A 16491-nucleotide genomic window follows, 5' to 3' on the forward strand; every position below is an offset into this window, starting at 1 on the left:
GTGCGCGTACGCGTGACACCGCTCAGGCGCGGTAGATCGACTCCACCTCGTCCGCGAAGTCCTTCGCCACCACGTTCCGCTTCAGCTTCAGCGACGGGGTGATGTGGCCGGCCTCCTCGGTGAACTGGGTCGGCAGGATCCGGAACTTGCGTACGGACTCGGCCTTGGAGACCGCCGCGTTGCCGTCGTCCACCGCCCGCTGCACCTCCGCCAGCAGCTCCGGGTCCTCGCGCAGCGACAGGGCCGTCGAACCGGCGGGCTTGCCGTGCTCCTCGGCCCAGCGGCCCAGGAAGTCCTCGTCCAGGGTGACCAGCGCGCCGACGAACGGGCGGCCGTCGCCCACCACCATGCACTCCGCGACCAGCGCGTGGGCGCGGATGCGGTCCTCGATCACCGCGGGGGCCACGTTCTTGCCGCCCGCCGTGACGATGATCTCCTTCTTGCGGCCGGTGATCGCGAGGTAGCCGTCCTCGTCGAGCGTGCCGATGTCCCCGGTGTGGAACCAGCCGTCGGCCAGCGCCTCGGCCGAGGCCGACTCGTTGTTCCAGTAGCCGGTGAACAGGTGCTCGCCGTGGAGCAGCACCTCGCCGTCGTCCGCGATCCGCACCACCGAGCCGGGCAGCGGCTGGCCGACCGTGCCGATCTTCTGCCGGTCCCACGGGTTGAACGCGGTCGCCGCGCAGCTCTCGGTGAGGCCGTAGCCCTCCAGGACCGTGAAGCCGATGCCCCGGTAGAAGTGGCCGAGCCGCTCACCGAGCGGGGCCCCGCCGGAGATCGCGAACTCGCCCTTGCCGCCCAGGACGCTGCGCAGCTTCCCGAAGACCAGCTTGTCGAAGAGCTTGTGCTTGAGCTTCAGGCCGAGCGAGGGGCCCTGGGGAGTACCCAGCGCCCGGCTGTAGGCGATCGCCGTGTCGGCGGCCCGGTCGAAGATCCTGCCCTTGCCGTCCGCCTGCGCCTTGGCCCGCGCCGCGTTGTAGACCTTCTCGAAGACCCGGGGCACACCCAGGATCAGCGTCGGCCGGAACGAGGCCAGCTCATCGGTGAGGTTCTTGATGTCGGGGACGCAGCCGAGCCGGATCGGGGCCATCACCGACGCCACCTCGACCATCCGGCCGAAGACGTGCGCGGCGGGCAGGAAGAGCAGCACCGAGCACTCGCCCGTACGGAACAGCGGCTTCAGCCGCTCCACCACGTTGCCGCACTCCGCGAAGAAGCTGCGGTGGGTGAGCACACAGCCCTTGGGGCGGCCGGTCGTGCCGGAGGTGTAGACGATGGTCGCCGGGTCGTCCGCCTTGGCGCTGACCATCCGCAGGTCCATGGTCTCGTCCGAGACCTCGGCGCCCGCCTCGCCCAGGGTCTCCACCGCGCCCGCGTCGATCTGCCAGACGTGCGCGAGGTCCGGCAGCCCCTCCCGTACGGAAGCCACCGCCGCCGCGTGCGCGTCGCTCTCCACCAGCACCGCCACCGCGCCGGAGTCGCTGAGGATCCACTGCACCTGCTCCGGCGAACTGGTCTCGTAGACCGGCACGGTCACCGCGCCCGCGCTCCAGATCGCGAAGTCCAGCAGCACCCACTCGAACCGGGTGCGCGACATCAGGGCGACCCGGTCGCCCGGCTGCACGCCCGAGGCGATCAGCCCTTTGGCGGCGGTCCGCACCTCGGCCAGGAACCGGGTGGCGGTGACATCGGCCCACGCGCCGGCCACCTTGCGGCTCATCACCGCGACTTCGGGATGCTGAGCGGCGTTGCGGCGGATCAGATCCGTCAGATTGCCGTCCGTCGGGACCTCGTACAGGGCCGGAAGGCTGAACTCGCGCAAGACTGCTGCTCCTCATCGGGCTCCGGTGCCACGGCTCTGTGTGACGCACCGGCTGCGGTCCAAGAATGGCGGGTGCTCGGTGAGGGAGCACGACTGGACTGCCCGGACGTTACCCACCGGTACCAGGTTCCCGATAGGGGGGTCCGTCCAGATGTCTTGTGCATCACACAGGTGAATGGCCCTTTTCGCGCACAGTAGTCCACGGGCCCGACGACTCGAAAGCAACCGCAGGTCCGGCCGGATCTACCCGCCCGGGGGCGGGCGCCCTAGGGTGATCCGTATGCGAGGCAGCGAAACGGACGGGCCGGCGGAGGGCGTGCGGCGCGCCCACCGGATCCACGTCGTCAGCGACGTCCACGGCAACGCCGAGGCCCTGGCCCGCGCGGGGGAGGGGGCCGACGCCCTCGTCTGCCTCGGTGACCTGGTGCTCTTCCTCGACTACCGGGACCACTCGCGCGGCATCTTCCCCGCCCTCTTCGGCAAGGAGAACGCGAGCCGCATCGTCGCGCTGCGCACCGCCCGCCGCTTCGAGGAGGCCCGGGCCCTCGGCCGGGAGCTGTGGGCCGGCCGCGACCGCCACACCGAGATCCTCGGCGCCGTGCGCACCCAGTACGCCGAACTCTTCGCCGCCTTCCCCACCCCGACGTACGCCACCTACGGCAACGTCGACGTCCCCCACCTCTGGCCCGAGTACGCCCGCCCCGGCACCACCGTGCTGGACGGTGAGCGGGTGGAGATCGGCGGCCGGGTCTTCGGCTTCGTCGGCGGCGGCCTCAAGTCCCCGATGAACACCCCCTACGAGATCAGTGACGAGGAGTACGCCGCCAAGGTCGAGGCGCTCGGCCCGGTCGACGTGCTCTGCTCGCACATCCCGCCCGAGGTCCCGGAGCTGACGTACGACACCGTCGCCCGCCGCTTCGAGCGCGGCAGCCCCGCACTCCTGGAAGCCATCCGCGCCACCCGCCCCCGGTACGCGCTTTTCGGCCATGTCCACCAGCCGTTGGTCCGCCGGATGCGGATCGGTGACACCGAGTGCGTCAACGTCGGCCACTTCGCCTCCACCGGCACGCCCTGGGCGCTGACCTGGTGACCTGAAGGGCCCGGGGCGTGGACCGGAGCGCGGCGGGCACGCGATAGCCTGCACAGCGGCAGGATCCTGCCGCACGCGACCGGTAACACCGCACTGGAGGGCCACGGCGATGGCTGAACACACCAGCTCGAGCATCACGATCGAGGCGGCACCGGCCGACGTCATGGCGGTGATCGCGGACTTCGCCCGCTACCCGGAGTGGACCGGCGAGGTGAAGGAGGCCGAGGTGCTGGCCACCGACGGCCAGGGCCGCGCCGAGCAGGTCCGGCTCGTCCTGGACGCCGGGGCCATCAAGGACGACCACGTCCTGTCGTACACCTGGACCAGCGACCACGAGGTCAGCTGGACCCTGGTCAAGTCCCAGATGCTCCGCTCCCTGGACGGCACCTACGCCCTCGCCCCGCTGGGCGACGGAGAGCGCACCGAGGTCACCTACAGGCTCGCCGTCGACGTCAAGATCCCGCTCCTCGGCATGATCAAGCGCAAGGCCGAGAAGGTCATCATCGACCGGGCCCTCGCCGGTCTGAAGAAGCGCGTCGAATCCATCCCGCGGGGCTGAGCGCGATGCGTACGGTCCTGGTCACCGGCCCCGGCGGCGCAGGCCGTACCACCCTCGCGGCGGCGACCGCCCTGGCCGCGGCCGCGGGCGGCAGCCGTACCCTCCTGGTCTCCGCCGAGCCCATACCCGGCCTCCCCGGCGGTACGGAACCCACCGCGGTCACCGACCGGCTCGACCACGCCCGGATCGACTCCGGCACCCACTTCCGCGCCGAACTCTCCGCCCTCCAGGAGCGGGCGTCCGGCGTCCTGGACCTGGTCGGCGCCGGGCGGCTGGACGGCGAGGAGCTGACCGAGCTCCCCGGCTCCCCCCAGCTCGCCCTCCTCCACACCCTGCACCGGGCCGCCGCGGGCGACTGGTCCACCGCCGGATACGGCACCCTCGTCGTCGACCTCCCACCGCTCACCGAAGCCCTCGCGCTGCTGGCCCTGCCCGAGCAGCTCCGCCGCTATCTGCGCCGCCTGCTCCCGGCCGAACGCCAGGCCGCCCGCGCCCTGCGGCCCGTCCTCGCCCAGCTGGCCGGGGTCCCGATGCCCGCCCAGTGGCTGTACGAGGCCGCCGCCCGCAAGGACGCCGAGCTGGCCGCCGTCCAGGCCCTGGTCGAGGACGGCTCCACCACGCTGCGGCTGGCCGCCGAGCCCGGGCCCGCCGCCGAGGACGCGCTGCGCACCGCCCGCACCGGCCTCGCCCTCTACGGGCTCCGCGCCGAGCTGCTGGTGGCCAACCGGGTCCTGCCGCGCCACTCGCCCGACCCCTGGTTCGCCGCGCTCGCCGCCGAGCAGGAGAAGTGCCTGGGCCACTGGCACGAGGAGTGGGCCACCGAGATCCCGGTCCACGAGGCCCCCCACCTGGGCCGCGACCCCCGTACCGCCGACGACCTGGCCGCGCTCGCCGTCCCGGCGCCGGACGAGCGCGAGGCGGGCCGGGCACAGGACCCGTGGTGGATCGAGGGGGAGCCGGGGGAGGCCGCCGGGAGGGGGACACCCTCGGTGCTGATCTGGTGCCTGCCGCTGCCCGGCGCGGTCAAGGAGGAGCTGCGGCTGGTCCGCCGGGGCGACGAGCTGCTGCTGACCGCGGGCCCGTTCCACCGGATCATCAAGGTCGCCTCCGCGCTGCGCCGCTGCACGGTCTCCGGCGCCGCCCTCACCGACGGCGTCCTGCGCGTCCGCTTCACCCCGGACCCGGGGCTCTGGCCCCGTACACCGTGACCCGTACGCCCTGACCCGCACGTTCTGAACGGTCTGCGGCCGTTCGGGTAACGTCGGTGGTACGAACCCCGTCGGCGCAGGCCGTCGGCGGCCGGTACCCCGTGTCGCAGGAGTCCGTCATGAGTGAAGCCACCGATCGTCCCGTCGACGACGACGCGTGGGCCGACGCCTGCGCCGAGGACCTCGCCGCCGAGAAGGCCCGACGCCGCGCCCAGTACGGCCCGCAGCCCGGCTCCGCCGCCGAGGAGCTGCGCAAGCTGGTCGACGCGGTCGCCGACAAGGTCTCCGCCCTCCAGACCCCGTTGTTCGGCGCCGCCGCCCAGGGCGCGGTCCAGCAGGCCATCCGCCAGGCGCGGTCCGCCGTCGAGCCGGTCATCGAGCGCAACCCGCAGGTCTTCGACCACCTCGCCGCCGCCGGCAGCGAGCTGCTCGCCGCCTACCGCTCGGCGGTGGAGGGCCAGGAGAGCCGCTGGACCCGCACCGCGGCCGACCCCGCGGACGCCGCCACCACCGGGCCCGCCGGGAAGAGCACCGACAAGGCCGCCGACGACCCGTCCGACCCGCGTGACGATGGCCGCGGCGAAGGCCCCTCCGGCACCGAGCGCATCGACCTGGACTGATCGGTCCGGGCCGGGCCGGGGCCCCGCCTCGGGTACGGTTGGCCCTAGCGGGGCTCGACCGAAACTGAGGGATTCATGGGACTCACCATCGGCGTCGACATCGGCGGCACGAAGATCGCGGCTGGAGTGGTCGACGAAGAGGGCCGCATCCTCTCGACGTTCAAGGTGGCGACGCCCCCGACGGCCGAAGGCATCGTCGACGCGATCTGCGCGGCGGTGGCCGGGGCGAGCGAGGGACACGACGTGGAGGCCGTCGGCATCGGCGCCGCCGGTTACGTCGACGACAAGCGCGCCACGGTGCTCTTCGCGCCCAACATCAACTGGCGCCACGAACCGCTCAAGGACAAGGTCGAACAGCGCGTCGGCCTGCCCGTCGTCGTCGAGAACGACGCCAACGCGGCGGCCTGGGGCGAGTACCGCTTCGGCGCAGGCCAGGGCCACGACGACGTCATCTGCATCACGCTCGGCACCGGCCTCGGCGGCGGCATCATCATCGGCAACAAGCTGCGGCGCGGACGCTTCGGCGTGGCCGCCGAGTTCGGCCACATCCGGGTCGTCCCGGACGGTCTGCTCTGCGGCTGCGGCAGCCAGGGCTGCTGGGAGCAGTACGCCTCGGGCCGCGCGCTGGTGCGGTACGCCAAGCAGCGCGCCAACGCCACCCCGGAGAACGCCGTCGTGCTGCTCGGCCTCGGCGACGGGACCGTGGACGGCATCGAGGGCAAGCACATCAGCGAGGCCGCCCGCCAGGGCGACCCGGTCGCGATCGACTCCTTCCGCGAGCTGGCCCGCTGGGCCGGCGCCGGACTGGCCGACCTCGCCTCGCTGTTCGACCCGTCCGCGTTCATCGTCGGCGGCGGGGTCTCGGACGAGGGCGAGCTGGTCCTCGACCCGATCCGCAAGTCGTTCCGGCGCTGGCTGATCGGCGGCCAGTGGCGCCCGCACGCGCAGGTGCTCGCCGCCCAACTCGGCGGCAAGGCAGGGCTGGTCGGCGCTGCCGACCTCGCCCGCCAGGGCTGAGTCAGCCGCACGGTACGACGCGTCGGACGCCCGCCGCCGCCCTCGGGGGCAGCGGCGGGCGTCCGCCGTATCGTGGCCCGCATGGCTCTGACACCCCTGCCCGACTCCCGTACCGAGCCGGACGGTTCAGCCGTGATCCGGGTGCTGAGCTACAACGTCCGCTCGATGCGCGACGACACCGCGGCGCTGGCCCGGGTCATCCGCGCCTGCGCCCCCGATCTGGTCCTGGTCCAGGAGGCCCCGCGCTTCTTCCGCTGGCGCAAGGCGGCCGCCCGGCTGGCCCGGAGCAGCGGCCTGGTGGTGCTGAGCGGCGGCGCCCCCGCCGCCGGGCCGCTGCTGCTCTGCTCGCTGCGGGCGGCCGTCGAAAGCACCGAGGACGTGCTGCTGCCGCTCACCCCGGGGCTGCACCGCCGGGGCTTCGCCACCGCCGTCGTACGGATCGGCGGGGCCCGGCTCGGGGTGCTGAGCTGCCATCTGAGCCTCCAGCGCGACGAACGCCTCGCCCAGGCCGGGCTGCTCCTCGACCGGCTGGCCTCCCTGGGCGTGGAGCACGCGGTGGCGGGCGGCGACCTCAACGACGTACCGACAGGGAGGGCGTTCCGCCACCTGGCCGGAACGCTCCAGGACTGCCACGCGACCGCCCCCTGGGGCGGTGAGCCGACCTTCCCGCCCGGGGAGCCGCGCAAGCGCATCGACGCGGTGTTCGCGACCCCGGGCATCGAGGTGCTGGGCTGCGGGGTCCCGGACGGCCTGCCCGGGGTGAGCAGGGCAGACCTGAGGGCGGCCACCGACCATCTGCCGGTCCTGGCCGCCCTCAGGGTCCCTGCCGCGAAGTGACGCACACGACCGCGCCGCGCCCGGCCGAACGGGCGTCTACACGACAGCGCCGCGCCCCGGGTCGCCGTAGGTGTCGTCATCGTCGTCGTGCGGCATCCGGGCCACCAGGGTGGCGAAGCCGCCCAGGAAGCCGCCGACGCAGAGCGTGGTGAGCCACCACGTCATGTTCCACTGGAGCAGCACCGCCACGAGCATCAGCACCGGCCCGCCGATCACCGCGAGCCAGGCGAACTTCGCCGTGGTGTCGGCCTCCGGCAGCGGCGGCGGCTCCGGGGGCACGAAGTGGCCCTCCTCGCCGTCGTCCGGCTCGTCGATGCCGTCGTCCTTGGGCTCGGCCAGCTCGTAGTCCCGGGGCCCGGCGACCCCGGGCGCGAAGACGACCGAGCTGCCGAGCGGCTTCTTCTCCGGCGGCTTCGGGGGCGCCTTCCCCGACCCCTTGTCCGCAGGGTCCCCGGCCCGGCCGCCGTCCGGACCGGTCACATTGCGCTGGTCGTCCTCCAGCAGGGCCAGGTCCTCGACCGACTTGAAGGGCTTGGCGCCCGGCGGGTCCGGCGGCTCCTCCCCGTACCCCGCGACGATCGCGGCCCAGGCCGCCTCCTCGTCGAGCACCCGCTCCCCGTCGGTCGTCCTGTCCGGACCCGCGCTCTCCGGTCCGGCCTTCTCCGGCGCCGGGGCCTCCGGTCCGGCGCCCTCGGCGCCGGCCGGCTTCGTCCCCTCGGGGACGGCCGCGCTCTCCGTGGGGCGCGGCTCGCGCCCCTCGTCACTGCCCGTGCGTTCCGCGTCGTGCTCAGCCACCGGACGTGCTCCCCTTCATCCCGACGCTCGGTGCGAGACGGCCGATGAACCGGTAGCTCTCATCGAAGATCCGCTCCGCATCATGGTCCAACGTCGCCACGTGGTAGCTCTGTTCCAGCAGGATCTCCGTCACATCGGTGGAGGAGATCCGGCTCAGGATCCGCTCGCTGTCCGCGGGCGGGACGACATGGTCCTGGGGGCTGTGCAGCAGCACCACCGGCTGGGTCACCTGCGGCAGCTCGCCGTCGACCAGCTTGAAGAACCTCCGCACGGAGTGGGCGCAGTGCAGCGGCACCCGGTCGTACCCCACCTCGTGCGAGCCGGGGAGCGCGATGTCGTCGGCCAGCCCCTTCGTCGTACGGACGAGGTGGCGGGCGACCGGCAGCGCGTACGCCGAGAGGCCGTGCACCTTGTTGGCCGGGTTGACCAGCATCAGACCGCTGATCGCGTCCCCGTGCTTGGCCGCCAGCCGCAGGGAGAGCGCACCGCCCATGGAGAGCCCGAAGACGAAGACCTGCTCGCACCTCTCGCGCAGCGCCCGCAGCTCGCGGTCCACCTCGGCGTACCAGTCCTGCCAGCCGGTGACCGCCATGTCCTCCCAGCGGGTGCCGTGGCCCGGCAGCAGCGGCAGCGAGACGGTCAGCCCGCGCTCGGCGAGGAAGTCGGCCCAGGGGCGCAGCGACTGCGGCGAGCCGGTGAAGCCATGGCAGAGGAGGACGCCGACCTCTCCGCCCTCGTGGCGGAACGGCTCGGCTCCAGGGAGGACCGGCACCGGGGTCTCCTGTTCGTGAGGTGGGGCGGGGGCGGGCTGTGAGGACGGGGCGGGGCTCTGAGGGCTTGAGGTGGCGCGCGCCCCCGGGGGAGGGCGTGCTTGACGGATGACTTCACCGTACGCGACCGGACCGACACCGACCAGGGCCGTCACGGCCTCACCGACGGGACCGGGTTAAGGTCTGTCCGACAGCACACAGGAGGCACCACAGTTGATCTACGGCGCAATGAAGTTCTCCATCGGCGGGTCCCTGAAGCTCGCCTTCCGGCCGTGGGCGGAGGGTCTGGAGAACATCCCCGAGCGGGGGCCGGCGATCCTCGCGAGCAATCATCTCTCGTTCTCCGACTCCTTCTTCCTCCCCGCTGTCCTGGACCGCAAGGTCACGTTCATCGCGAAGGCCGAGTACTTCACGGCCCCCGGGGTGAAGGGCAAGCTCACCGCGGCCTTCTTCAAGGGTGTCGGCCAGCTCCCCGTCGACCGCTCCGGAGCACGTGGGGCCGGTGAGGCCGCCATCAAGGCGGGCATCCAGGTCATCGAGAGCGGCGGCCTCTTCGGCATCTACCCCGAGGGCACCCGCTCGCCCGACGGCCGTCTCTACCGGGGCAAGCCCGGCGGACTGGCCCGGGTCGCGCTCGCCACCGGAGCGCCCGTGATCCCGGTGGCGATGATCGACACCGAGAAGATCCAACCGCCCGGCCAGGTGGTGCCCAAGCTGATGCGGCCCGGGATCAGGATCGGCAAGCCGTTGGACTTCAGCCGCTACCAGGGCATGGACGGCGACCGCTTCATCCTGCGCTCGGTCACCGACGAGGTCATGTACGAGATCATGAAGCTCTCCGGCCAGGAGTACGTGGACATCTACGCCACCGCCGCCAAGCGCCAGATCGCCGACGAGGCGAAGGCGAAGGCCGAGGAGGCCAAGCGCGACCGCAAGCAGGCGCCGGCGGCGGGCGACGAGAGCGGAAGGGAACGGTCCGGCGCGTAAGCGCGTCGTACACCGTCGGGGGGCGAAATGGCCAGGCGTGAGCGGGTCGTACGGATGTCGGTCGAGCAGCCGCTGTGGCGTGCGCTGACGGGCTACCGCGTACTGACGATGGTCTACGCGGTGCTGCTCGCGATCTTCGGCAGGGACCATCTCGGCCGGCAGCCGTACGAACGGCCCTGGGTGGCCTTCGCCTATCTCGCCTTCCTCGCCGGGTGGACGCTCGCCACGCTGCCCAAGGTCCGCTCGGCGGCGAGCTGCACCAAGCGCTTCCTCGGCGCGGACCTCGTCGTCGCGCTGACCGGAATCATGCTCACCCCGATCGCGGACGTCCACTCCCAGACCTTCGACGGCCCGACGCTGCCCTCGATCTGGACGGCCGGAGCGGTCCTGGCCTTCGCCATCAAGGGCGGCTGGCGGTGGGCGGCCTTCGCCTCCACCTTCGTCGCCGCCGCCAACATCATCCAGCGCGGCGAGCCCAGCCGGGACACCTTCCACAACGTCCTGCTGGTCTGGGTCGCCTCGATAGCGATCGGGTACGTCGTCGAGGTCGCCCGCGCCAGTGAACGCACCCTGGCCCGCGCCCTGGAGATCGAGGCCGCCACCCGGGAGCGCGAGCGCCTGGCCCGGGACATCCACGACAGCGTCCTGCAGGTCCTGGCGATGGTCCAGCGCAGGGGCACCGCGATCGGCGGGGAGGCGGCGGAGCTGGGCCGACTGGCCGGGGAGCAGGAGGTGGCCCTGCGCACCCTGGTCTCCAGCGGCCTGGTGCCCCCGACCCGGGTCTCCGAGGACGCCGCCGAGGGAGCCGTCGTCCGCACGGTCGAGGTGGACGAGGGGAGTCCCGGCGACGGGGCCCCGTGCGACCTGCGCGCCCTGCTCGCCCCGCACGCCGGCTCCCGCACCAGCTTCGCGGAGCCCGGTGCCCCGGTCCTCCTCCCGGCACCGGCCGCCCGGGAGCTGGCCGCCGCCGTCAGTGCCGCCCTGGACAATGTGCGGGTGCACGCGGGGGAGGGGGCCCAGGCGTGGATCCTGGTCGAGGACGAGCCCGACGAGGTCGTCGTCACCGTCCGGGACGACGGCCCCGGCATCCCGGCGGGCCGCCTGGCCCAGGCGGAGGGCGAGGGGCGGATGGGGGTCGCGCTCTCCATCCGCGGTCGGCTGCGCGACATCGGCGGTACGGCCGAGGTGATCTCGGTGCCGGGGCAGGGCACCGAGGTCGAGTTGAAGGTTCCGAAAGCACAGGTTTCCCGGGGGAAGGCAGGATCGGCCCGATGAGCACGCAGAACGCACCACAGGGCACGGCAGCGCAGAGCGCACCGCAGCACGCACCGCAGGGCGAGCGGCAGGACGAGGGGCGGGCCGTCGAGCGGCCGATCCGGGTCATGGTGGTCGACGACCACCCCATGTGGCGGGACGCCGTCGCCCGGGATCTGGCCGAGTCCGGCTTCGACGTCGTCGCGACCGCCGGGGACGGCCCGCAGGCGGTCCGCCGGGCCAAGGCCGTGACCCCGGACGTCCTGGTCCTCGACCTCAACCTGCCCGGTATGCCCGGCGTCCAGGTCTGCAAGGAGCTGGTCCCCGCCCACCCCGGCCTCCGCGTCCTGGTCCTCTCGGCCAGCGGGGAGCACGCCGACGTCCTGGAGGCGGTGAAGTCCGGCGCCACCGGGTATCTCCTCAAGTCCGCCTCCACCCAGGAACTGACCGACGCCGTCCGCTCCACCGCCAACGGCGACCCGGTCTTCACCCCGGGCCTCGCGGGCCTGGTCCTCGGGGAGTACCGCAGGCTCGCCTCCGACCCCGCGCCCGCCGCCTCCGACGAGCCCAAGGCCCCGCAGCTCACCGACCGGGAGACCGAGGTGCTGCGGCTGGTCGCCAAGGGGCTGTCGTACAAGCAGATCGCGGAGCGCCTGGTCATCTCGCACCGCACCGTGCAGAACCACGTGCAGAACACGCTCGGCAAGCTCCAGCTGCACAACCGGGTGGAGCTGGTCAGGTACGCCATCGAGCGCGGCCTCGACGACATCTGACCGGAGCCGAAGGCCGGGACCGGGGGCCGGGCGGCCGGGCCGTCCGGCCCCCTGCGCGTCCGGGGCCGGAGCCGTATATTCGCGCTATGGAGATCCTGGCGTTCGGTGTGCAGTCGGATGAGAAGCCCCTGATCGAGAGCGCCTTCGCGGGGCTGCACGAGGTCCGCTGCCTGGACGTCTTCCTCAACCGGGACACCGCCCCCATCGCGGCCGGGTACGAGATCATCTCCACGAGCGTCAACGCCGACCTCGGCGCCCAGGTGCTCCAGACCCTCGCCGCCGGCGGCACCCAGCTGATCGCCCAGCGCTCCACCGGCTTCAACAACATCGACCTGGAGGTGGCCGAGCGGCTCGCCCTCCGCGTCGCCCGGGTCTCGACCTACTCGCCGTACTCGGTCGCGGAGTTCGCCTGGACCCTGGCCATGGCGGTGAACCGGCGCGTCATCCGGGCCGCGAGCCGCACCCGCGACTTCGACTTCCGGCTCGCCGGACTGCTCGGCCGGGACATGCACGGCCGGACCGTCGGCGTGGTCGGCACCGGCAGGATCGGGGAGGCGTTCACGAAGATCGCCCACGGCTTCGGGATGAAGCTCCTCGGCTGGGACGTCGTGGAGAACCCGGCCTGCCTGGAGCTGGGCATGGAGTACGTGGAGAAGGAGCGGCTCTTCGCGGAGGCCGACCTGGTCAGCCTGCACGTCCCGCTGCTCCCCGCCACCCACCACATCATCAACGAGGCAGCCCTGAAGTCGATGAAGGACGACGCGATCCTGGTCAACTCCAGCCGCGGCGGCCTCATCGACACCGCCGCCCTGGTCACCGAGTTGCGCGCCGGGCGCTTCCTCGGCGTCGGGCTCGACGTGTACGAGGCGGAGGCCGGGCTCTTCTTCCTGGACAAGTCCCTGGAGGGCATCGACGACGACACCCTGGCCCGCCTGGTGACCTTCCCGAACGTGATCGTCACCTCGCACCAGGCGTACTACACCGAGGACGCGGTGGGCCAGATCATCGACGCGACCGTCCAGAACGTCACCGACTACCTGGCCGGCCGCCCCAGCGAGAACGTGCTCGTGCCGCGCCGGTGACCCGGGGGCCCGGCGCGGCACGCCCCCCGGGGCTCAGCTCAGCACCGGCAGCCCCGCCAGCAGCTCCGTCACGATCGCGGACCCCCGCACGGTCAGCACCGACTCCGGGTGGAACTGCACCGAGGCGAACCCGGGCCCGCGCAGGGCGTGCAGCTCACCGCTCTCCTCGTCCCGGCTCACCTCGATCCCGTGCGCTGCCAGCTCGGCGGCGGCCGGGGAGTCGCAGCGGGCGGTGAAGCTGTTGTAGAAGCCGACCGTCTCCGGCCGCCCGAACAGCTCGATCCCGGTCTGCGCCCCCTGGTGCGGGACCGCCTTGCGCACGATGTCCAACCCCAGCTCCGCCGCGATCAGCTCATGGCCCAGGCACACGCCGAGCAGCCCGTACCGGTGCTCCCGTACCAGCTCGGCCGCCAGCTCCCGCAGCAGCCGCATCTTCGGGTCGCCCGGATCGCCCGGGTTCCCGGGGCCGGGGCCCAGCACGACCGGCCCCGCGTGCGCCCGTACCACCTCGCGCAGCCCCGGCTCGTCGTACCGGCGCACCGACACGTCGAGCCCCGAGGAGCGCAGCAGATGGGCCAGCATCGCGGTGAACGTGTCCTCGCCGTCCACCACCAGCGCCCGGCCGGCCAGCTCCCGGGTCCGCTCCTGCATCCGCAGCCAGAACGGGGCCAGCCCGCCGCGCCGGTCGTCCAGCGCCGCCTGCACCCGGGGGTCGGCGGCCAGCTGCGGTCGGTCCGCCTCCGCCTGGGGCCGTCCCGGCCGCACACCGAGCGCCGCCAGCACCCCGGCCGCCTTGGCATGCGTCTCGGCCACCTCGCTCTCCGGGTCCGAGTGGCGTACGAGGGTGGCCCCCACGGGCACCTCCAGCGAGCCGTCCGGGGCGATGTCGGCCGTACGGATCAGGATCGGGGAGTCCAGTGTCTGCGCCCCGTTCGCGTCCTGTCCCAGCAGGGCCAGCGCGCCCGCGTAGTAGCCGCGCCCGCCCCGTTCGTACCGCTCGATGACCCGGCAGGCGTTCTGCACCGGGGAGCCGGTGACGGTGGCCGCGAACATGGTCTCGCGCAGGACGTCCCGTACATCCAGCGAGGACCGTCCCCGCAGCTCGTACTCCGTGTGGGCGAGGTGGGCCATCTCCTTGAGCCGGGGTCCGACCACCACCCCGCCCATGTCGCCCACCGTGCACATCATCTTCAGCTCCTCGTCGACCACCATGGACAGCTCCTCGCTCTCCTTGCGGTCCCCGAGGAAGGCCAGCAGGCTCTCGGCGGTCGGCCCCCCGTCCGGGTAGCGGTAGGTCCCGCTGATCGGGTTCATCACGACCGTCCCGCCGGACATCCGCACATGCACCTCCGGGCTCGCCCCCACCAGCGTCCTGTCCCCGGTGTGGACGACGAACGTCCAGTACGCGCCCCGCTCGCCCGCGAGCAGCCGCCGGAACAGCGCCAGCGCGTCCGCCCGCCCGAACCCCGGGATCCCGCCCCGGAACGTCCGCCGGATCACGAAGTTCGCGCCCTCACCCTGCCCGATCTCGTCCCGGATCACCCGCCGGACGGTCTCCGCGTACTCCGCGTCCGCCACGTCGAAGCCCCGGTCCTCCACCGTCACGTCATGCGCGGGCAGCGCCGCCAGCACCTCCGCCAGCTCCAGCTCATGGCTCTCGTCCGCGACCAGCACGCTCAGCGGCGTCCCGTCGTCGGTCACCTCGAAGCCGCGCTCGGCGATCTGCCGGAACGGCACCAGGGCCAGGGCGGGCGACGCGCCCACCGGCAGCCCGGCCAGCCGCTCCACCTCCCGCACCCCGCCGATCAGCACCTCCACGTGATCGTGGTCACGGCCGGGGGTGCGCCTGCGCAGCAGCGCGAAGGGCGGGGCATCGTCGGCCAGCAGCCGGCGGACGAGGTCAAAGGCGGTACGGGACATGGGAGCGGGTTCCTTCCGAACGGTCCGTACGAGGGCCTCGTACGGGATTCACGGGGAGAGGAACGGCTCCGCAACGCAGAAAGGCCGCCCCTCGGGCGGCCTGCGCGGTGTCTGTCAGCGCGATGAGTCAGCGGGCCGCCGGATGAGCGGTCCACCACCAGTTCTGGATCGAGATCTGGATCTGTCGCGTCGACATGGTGCGACCCTAGCGGACGTTCCGGGCATCGGAGCGGGTGTCTCAACTATTGAGCGCTCGGGTGGACGCCTCCCGCGACCCCGTAATGTTGTCCGTGTGACCGTGAACGCCAATACCTCCGTCGCCGGTGGCAACACCTGGCGAGACCTTCCCGCGGCGCAGCAGCCCGAGTACCCCGACTCCGAGGCGCTGCGCGATGTACTCGCGGACCTCGCGTCGTATCCGCCGCTCGTCTTCGCGGGCGAGTGCGACCAGCTGCGCGCCCGTCTGGGAGCCGTCGCCAAGGGCGAGGCGTTCCTGCTCCAGGGCGGCGACTGCGCCGAGGCCTTCGACGCCGTGTCCGCCGAGCACATCCGGGCCAAGCTGAAGACGCTGCTCCAGATGAGCGCCGTCCTGACCTACGCCGCCTCCGTACCGGTCGTCAAGGTCGGCCGGATCGCGGGCCAGTACTCCAAGCCGCGCTCCAAGTCGACCGAGACCCGCGACGGCGTGACCCTGCCGACCTACCGCGGCGACTCGGTGAACGGCTTCGCCTTCACCGAGGAGGCCCGGGTCCCGGACCCGCAGCGGCTGAAGCAGATGTACCACGCGTCCTCCTCCACGCTGAACCTGGTCCGCGCCTTCACCACCGGTGGCTACGCCGACCTGCGCCAGGTCCACGCCTGGAACCAGGACTTCGTGAAGTCGTCCCCCGCCGGGCAGCGCTACGAGGCCCTGGCCCGCGAGATCGACAACGCGCTCAACTTCATGAAGGCGTGCGGCACCGACCCGGCCGAGTTCAAGGCGGTCGAGTTCTACGCCTCGCACGAGGCGCTGCTGCTGGACTACGAGACGGCGCTGACCCGCACCGACTCGCGCACCGGCGAGCTGTACGACACCTCCGGCCACATGGTCTGGATCGGTGAGCGCACCCGACAGATGGACGGCGCGCACATCGAGTTCGCCTCCCGGGTCCGCAACCCGATCGGCATCAAGCTCGGCCCGACGACCACCGTCGACGAAGCCCTCGGGTACGTCGACCGCCTGGACCCCGAGCGCGAGCCCGGCCGGCTGACCTTCATCGTCCGCATGGGCGCCGACAAGGTCCGCGACAAGCTGCCCGAGCTGGTCGAGAAGGTCACCGCCTCCGGGGCCGTCGTCGCCTGGGTGACCGACCCGATGCACGGCAACACCTTCGAGGCCGCCTCCGGCCACAAGACGCGCCGCTTCGACGACGTCCTGGACGAGGTCAAGGGCTTCTTCGAGGTCCACAAGGGCCTCGGCACCCACCCGGGCGGCATCCACGTGGAGCTGACCGGCGACGATGTCACCGAGTGCGTGGGCGGTGGCCACGAGATCTTCGTGGACGATCTCCACCAGCGCTACGAGACGGCCTGCGACCCCCGGCTCAACCGCAGCCAGTCGCTCGACCTGGCCTTCCTCGTGGCGGAGATGTACCGCGACCAGTAGTCCGGCGGGTATTCCCGGCAGACGCGGCTGTGGGGGGGGGGGGGGGGGGGGGGGGGGGGGAACCGAGCCGGTCGGGCGGGGTGTTGATTGGGCTTACGAGGAAACGGAGGGTGGG

The 16491-nt window shown here is 72.6% G+C and carries 16 protein-coding genes; 11 read left to right on the forward strand and 5 right to left on the reverse strand.

From position 1 onward, the window contains the following. Positions 1 to 22 precede the first annotated feature (22 nt). Positions 23 to 1819 (reverse strand): AMP-dependent synthetase/ligase, encoded by a 1797-nt coding sequence (locus AC0682_RS27320; RefSeq protein ID WP_478535734.1) that lies wholly within the window; start codon positions 1817 to 1819, stop codon positions 23 to 25. Between the two features lie 280 nt (positions 1820 to 2099). On the opposite strand from AC0682_RS27320, the gene AC0682_RS27325 reads away from it, so the two are divergent. From AC0682_RS27325 to AC0682_RS27350, 6 genes are all read left to right on the forward strand, one after another. After that, a complete protein-coding gene (locus AC0682_RS27325) occupies positions 2100 to 2909 on the forward strand; it encodes a metallophosphoesterase family protein (RefSeq protein WP_478535736.1) in 810 nt (269 codons plus the stop codon). A gap of 109 nt (positions 2910 to 3018) precedes the next feature. Beyond that, complete coding sequence (locus AC0682_RS27330; RefSeq protein WP_478535738.1) at positions 3019 to 3468, forward strand: SRPBCC family protein; 450 nt, start codon at positions 3019 to 3021, stop codon at positions 3466 to 3468. A 5-nt stretch (positions 3469 to 3473) separates the two neighbouring features. Then, the gene (locus AC0682_RS27335; protein WP_478535740.1) at positions 3474 to 4676 is read left to right on the forward strand and encodes an ArsA family ATPase; all 1203 of its coding nucleotides are present in this window, start codon (positions 3474 to 3476) and stop codon (positions 4674 to 4676) included. Positions 4677 to 4795: 119 nt separating this feature from the next. Continuing rightward, complete coding sequence (locus AC0682_RS27340; protein WP_478535742.1) at positions 4796 to 5296, forward strand: DUF5304 domain-containing protein; 501 nt, start codon at positions 4796 to 4798, stop codon at positions 5294 to 5296. 75 nt (positions 5297 to 5371) lie between these two features. Continuing rightward, positions 5372 to 6313, forward strand: coding sequence for an ROK family glucokinase (locus tag AC0682_RS27345; RefSeq protein WP_254812724.1), 942 nt, complete (start codon positions 5372 to 5374; stop codon positions 6311 to 6313). Between the two features lie 81 nt (positions 6314 to 6394). Then, entirely contained in the window at positions 6395 to 7150 is a 756-nt protein-coding gene (locus AC0682_RS27350) for an endonuclease/exonuclease/phosphatase family protein (protein ID WP_478535743.1), read from the forward strand. Positions 7151 to 7186: 36 nt separating this feature from the next. Here the strand turns inward: AC0682_RS27350 and AC0682_RS27355 are convergent, their stop codons facing one another. Together AC0682_RS27355 and AC0682_RS27360 are read right to left on the reverse strand one after the other, a co-directional pair. Then, positions 7187 to 7945 (reverse strand): hypothetical protein, encoded by a 759-nt coding sequence (locus AC0682_RS27355; RefSeq protein WP_254812726.1) that lies wholly within the window; start codon positions 7943 to 7945, stop codon positions 7187 to 7189. Then, positions 7938 to 8717 carry an alpha/beta hydrolase gene (locus tag AC0682_RS27360; RefSeq protein WP_478535745.1) on the reverse strand — a complete coding sequence of 260 codons (780 nt, stop codon included), beginning with the start codon at positions 8715 to 8717 and terminating at the stop codon, positions 7938 to 7940. The genes AC0682_RS27355 and AC0682_RS27360 overlap by 8 nt, the downstream gene beginning before the upstream one ends. A 211-nt stretch (positions 8718 to 8928) precedes the next feature. Between AC0682_RS27360 and AC0682_RS27365 the strand changes: the two genes are divergently transcribed. From AC0682_RS27365 to AC0682_RS27380, 4 genes are all read left to right on the forward strand, one after another. Further along, a complete protein-coding gene (locus AC0682_RS27365; RefSeq protein WP_254812728.1) occupies positions 8929 to 9702 on the forward strand; it encodes a lysophospholipid acyltransferase family protein in 774 nt (257 codons plus the stop codon). A gap of 27 nt (positions 9703 to 9729) precedes the next feature. Continuing rightward, on the forward strand, positions 9730 to 10977 hold the full coding sequence (gene macS / locus AC0682_RS27370; RefSeq protein WP_254812729.1) for a MacS family sensor histidine kinase: 1248 nt from the start codon (positions 9730 to 9732) through the stop codon (positions 10975 to 10977). Next, positions 10974 to 11729: a response regulator gene (locus AC0682_RS27375; protein ID WP_478535746.1), complete on the forward strand. Its 756-nt coding sequence runs from the start codon at positions 10974 to 10976 to the stop codon at positions 11727 to 11729. The genes macS and AC0682_RS27375 overlap by 4 nt, the downstream gene beginning before the upstream one ends. A gap of 86 nt (positions 11730 to 11815) precedes the next feature. Then, positions 11816 to 12811, forward strand: a complete 996-nt coding sequence (locus AC0682_RS27380; protein ID WP_478535748.1) for a 2-hydroxyacid dehydrogenase — start codon at positions 11816 to 11818, stop codon at positions 12809 to 12811. 33 nt (positions 12812 to 12844) lie between these two features. Here the strand turns inward: AC0682_RS27380 and AC0682_RS27385 are convergent, their stop codons facing one another. Together AC0682_RS27385 and AC0682_RS27390 are read right to left on the reverse strand one after the other, a co-directional pair. Beyond that, positions 12845 to 14731 carry an anthranilate synthase family protein gene (locus AC0682_RS27385; protein ID WP_478535750.1) on the reverse strand — a complete coding sequence of 629 codons (1887 nt, stop codon included), beginning with the start codon at positions 14729 to 14731 and terminating at the stop codon, positions 12845 to 12847. Between the two features lie 127 nt (positions 14732 to 14858). Next, positions 14859 to 14927: a trp operon leader peptide gene (locus tag AC0682_RS27390; RefSeq protein WP_109167551.1), complete on the reverse strand. Its 69-nt coding sequence runs from the start codon at positions 14925 to 14927 to the stop codon at positions 14859 to 14861. Between the two features lie 102 nt (positions 14928 to 15029). On the opposite strand from AC0682_RS27390, the gene AC0682_RS27395 reads away from it, so the two are divergent. Beyond that, positions 15030 to 16376: a class II 3-deoxy-7-phosphoheptulonate synthase gene (locus AC0682_RS27395; RefSeq protein ID WP_254812732.1), complete on the forward strand. Its 1347-nt coding sequence runs from the start codon at positions 15030 to 15032 to the stop codon at positions 16374 to 16376. Positions 16377 to 16491 lie beyond the last annotated feature (115 nt).

It is taken from the genome of Streptomyces sp. NPDC043746, assembly GCF_056436485.1.